Here is a 3,529-nt window from a genome sequence, read left to right on the forward strand (position 1 = left end):
AGGGAGTCGACGCGGGCGTCGGCGACCGACGACAACGCCGCAGATCGGCGTGCCGGACCCCGCGTCTGCGCCAAGATCCGCCGGACACCCCCTAGACTAGAGGCTCCCCGGCGGGTCGTCCGGGCGCCGGTCCAGCGGGCGGCTCGGCGGGATGGGTGTCGTCGGGAAGTCGCGGGGGCCGGTCCACAGGGACGGTACGGCGTCGCAGCGGCGGCACAGTTCGTAGGCGACGGCCTCGTAGTTGACCCGCCAGCCGCGGAAGTGGGGCCAGGCTTCCTCGGGGGTGCGCTCGGCGCGGAAGCCGGCCGAGTCCAGCATCGCCACGGCCGCGTCGAACTCGGCGTAGGTGAGCCGGATGGGCGCGGTGGGAGAGGGGTCGGCGTCGAAGGGGGCGCGCACCGCGCGGGCGATGTCGCGCAGGGCGCTGAAGCCGGCCCGCAGCACCAGGCGGGCCTCCGGCGGCGCGGTCTTCGGGTCCAGCGCGAGTTGCAGCGCCGCCGCGTCCATCACCGCGACCAGTCCCACCAGCCAGCTCCGGTACGGGCGCGGGGAGCGGAACGTCAGCAGGACCGGGTAGGTGGAGTGGCTCTCGCCCATGTCCGAGGCGAGCCGCTCCCAGGCGCGGTACAGCTCCGGCAGCGCGGTCTCCGTGTCGACCAGCCACTGCCGGGCCAGGATCTCCGGGCCCCAGGAGGGCTCGCCCGCCCTGGCCTGGAGGAGGGTCACCTCGACCTCGCGGCGGTTGTAGGCGGCGTAGAGCGTGGGCAGGTAGGCGATCTGGAGCGCGATCAGGACCGGCCCGGTGGCCGCGGCCACGAAGTCGAGGACCGACAGCCGCCACCGGGCGCCGCTGGCGAAGCCGAGCGTGAACAGGCTGGAACCGGCCTCGCGGAACGCGGTGCTCCAGGACAGCGGGGACATCGCGAACAGCAGCAGGCTGAAGCCGACCAGCGCGCCGAAGAGCCAGCAGGCGAGCATGCCGATCAGCATGAAGGGGGCCAGCCAGGTCTGGACGCGGTCGATGGCCTCGTAGCCACCGCGCAGGGTGGCGAGCCTCAGCAGCCTGCGCAGCAGCCACCAGAGCCGGAAGACCAGGCCGGAGTACAGGCCCCGGGGGACGACGAGGGTGCGCAGGATGCTGCTCAGCACGACCAGGAGCAGCAGGGCGCCTGCCGTGCCGGCGATGTATTCCATGGGGACATTTTGGCGCCCAGGGAAACGGGGTGATCCACTTGGCCGGCGGCCGCGGACGGTTTGTGATCGATCGCACCCGGACCGGCGCGCCCCCGCGTCCCTCGGGGGCGCGCCCGCTCAGCGGGCCAGCAGCGTGCGCACCCCCTGCGACGTCAGCGTCAGCGCGTGGTCGGAGCTGCCGTCTATCGCCAGCGAGATGTCCTCCTCGGGCCACTGGGAGGCCAGCGCGCCCAGCGGGATGAGGCGGTAGCGGGAGATGAAGGGCAGGAGTTCGGCCATCTCGTTCTCCGTGGTGAACACGGGGACGACCGGGTCGCCGCCGGGCTGTTCCAGGACGGGCAGGGCCACCGTGGTGGCGTCGGCGCCCTCGCCGTCGATCGCGTCGTCCGGCACGGGGACGAGCACGTCGCTGTGGGCGAGGGTGTCCAGGGCCCCCTGGTCCTCGGCGTTGGTGGCCAGCGCGTCCAGCGCCTGCTGGGCCGGCGTCGGAAGGGCGTCGTGTGCGGGTGTCTCCATGGCAGATCCCCAGGTAGCGGTGGTCGTACGGCCACCCGGGCGGACTGCCCGGGCGGGCTCCCGCCTCGCGTACCCGGTGCGGGCCCGGGGCATGCGTGCGATCCGCGAGGGGTGTCAGGCCCTGATGACCTCCTCGCCGGGCGCGGGGCTCGGCGCCAGGGCCTCCTGGGCGCGCACCCGGCGCCGGCCGAGCAGCAGGGTGCCGAGGAAGGAGAGGACGAGGGCGACCACGACGCCCAGGTTCGCGTACGCCCACGCGCCGGTCCGGCCGCCGAGGCCGAGCGGCCCGAGGAGATAGCCCTGCCAGCCCAGCCAGTGCGCGGCGGTGTTGGTGACCAGTCCCCAGCCGACGGCCGTGGCGGCGAGGGTGAGCAGCGGGGGCACCGGCGGGACGTCGCCGTAGCGGCCGTGCGGGCGGAACAGGTCGCCGTCGTCGTAGTCGCGGCGGCGCAGCGCGAGGTCGCCCAGCATGACCCCGGACCAGGCGGCGATGGGCACCCCGAGCGTGGTGAGGAAGCCCATGAACTGGCCGAGGAAGCCGTCGGCGAAGAACACGATGTAGACCGACCCGGCGATCATCAGGCAGCCGTCCCAGAGCGCGGCCAGATAGCGGGGCACGCGCAGTCCGGCGGAGAGCAGGGCGAGGCCGGAGGAGTAGATGTCGAGGACGGCGCCGCCGACCAGGCTGAGGACGGCGACCAGGGCGAACGGCACCAGGAACCAGGTGGGCAGGATCGTGGTCAGGGCGCCGATCGGGTCGTCGGCGATGGCCCGGCTCAGCTGGGGCGAGGAGCCGGCCAGCAGCACGCCGAACACCAGCAGCAGCACGGGGGCCAGCGAGCCACCGAGGGTGGTCCAGCCGATCACGCCCCGGCTGGAGGAGTCGCGGGGCAGATAGCGGGAGTAGTCGGCCGCGGCGTTGATCCAGCCGAGGCCGAAGCCCGCCATCATGAACACCAGCGCGCCGATCATCTGCTGCGCGGATCCGCCCGGGACCGCCCTCACCGCGCTCCAGTCGACCTGGTGGGCGACGAGTCCGACGTAGACGAGGGTCAGCACGCCGGTGATCACGGTGATGACGGTCTGCAACCGCATGATCAGGTCGAAGCCCATGACGCCGGCGACGACGGTCAGCGCGGCCACCACCATGAGGGCGACCACCTTGGTCTCGGTGCCGCCGCCCCAGCCGAGGCTGGTGAAGACGGTCGCGGTGGCGAGGGTGGCGAGCGAGATGAGGGCGGTCTCCCAGCCGACGGTGAGCATCCAGGAGACCACCGACGGCAATCGGTTGCCGCGCACCCCGTAGGCGGCGCGGCTGAGCACCATGGTGGGCGCCGAGCCGCGCTTGCCCGCCACCGAGACGAAGCCGCACAGCAGGAACGAGACGACGATGCCGATCGTGCCCGCGAGGAGCGCCTGCCAGAAGGAGATGCCGAAGCCGAACGCGAAGGCGCCGTAACTGAGTCCGAGCACGGAGACGTTCGCCCCGAACCAGGGCCAGAACAGCATGCGCGGGGTGCCTCTGCGGTCCGCGTCCCCGATCACGTCGAGCCCGTGCGTCTCCAGTTGGATCGGGCGGGCGGCGGCTCTGCTGTCGGTGATGCCGAGGGGGTCGTGCGGATGCGTCATCACGGCCTACCTGTCTGACGTGTCGAGATCACGCTAGGTCGGCACCGCGGGGGCCGCAACGCAGGCAGCGCAGGGCAGCGGGGGGGGGGGGGGGGGGCCCCCCCCCCCCCCCCCCCCCGCCCCCCGGGGGGGGGGGGGGGGGGCGCGCCCCCCCCCCCCCCGCCGCCGCCCACGGGCGGGCCGGCGCAGG

3 protein-coding genes are annotated in these 3,529 nt (G+C 73.7%); all 3 read right to left on the reverse strand.

From position 1 onward, the window contains the following. Positions 1 to 96 precede the first annotated feature (96 nt). The 3 genes from AB0927_RS40820 to AB0927_RS40830 all read right to left on the reverse strand — a co-directional run bounded on the left by AB0927_RS40820 (position 97) and on the right by AB0927_RS40830 (position 3,339). A complete protein-coding gene (locus AB0927_RS40820; RefSeq protein ID WP_366672940.1) occupies positions 97 to 1,194 on the reverse strand; it encodes a hypothetical protein in 1,098 nt (365 codons plus the stop codon). 117 nt (positions 1,195 to 1,311) lie between these two features. Beyond that, positions 1,312 to 1,710: an SseB family protein gene (locus tag AB0927_RS40825; RefSeq protein ID WP_366672941.1), complete on the reverse strand. Its 399-nt coding sequence runs from the start codon at positions 1,708 to 1,710 to the stop codon at positions 1,312 to 1,314. Positions 1,711 to 1,824: 114 nt separating this feature from the next. Next, the gene (locus tag AB0927_RS40830) at positions 1,825 to 3,339 is read right to left on the reverse strand and encodes a cytosine permease (protein ID WP_366672942.1); all 1,515 of its coding nucleotides are present in this window, start codon (positions 3,337 to 3,339) and stop codon (positions 1,825 to 1,827) included. Positions 3,340 to 3,529 lie beyond the last annotated feature (190 nt).

It is taken from the genome of Streptomyces sp. NPDC048106 (assembly GCF_040706415.1).
GTDB lineage: Bacteria > Actinomycetota > Actinomycetes > Streptomycetales > Streptomycetaceae > Streptomyces.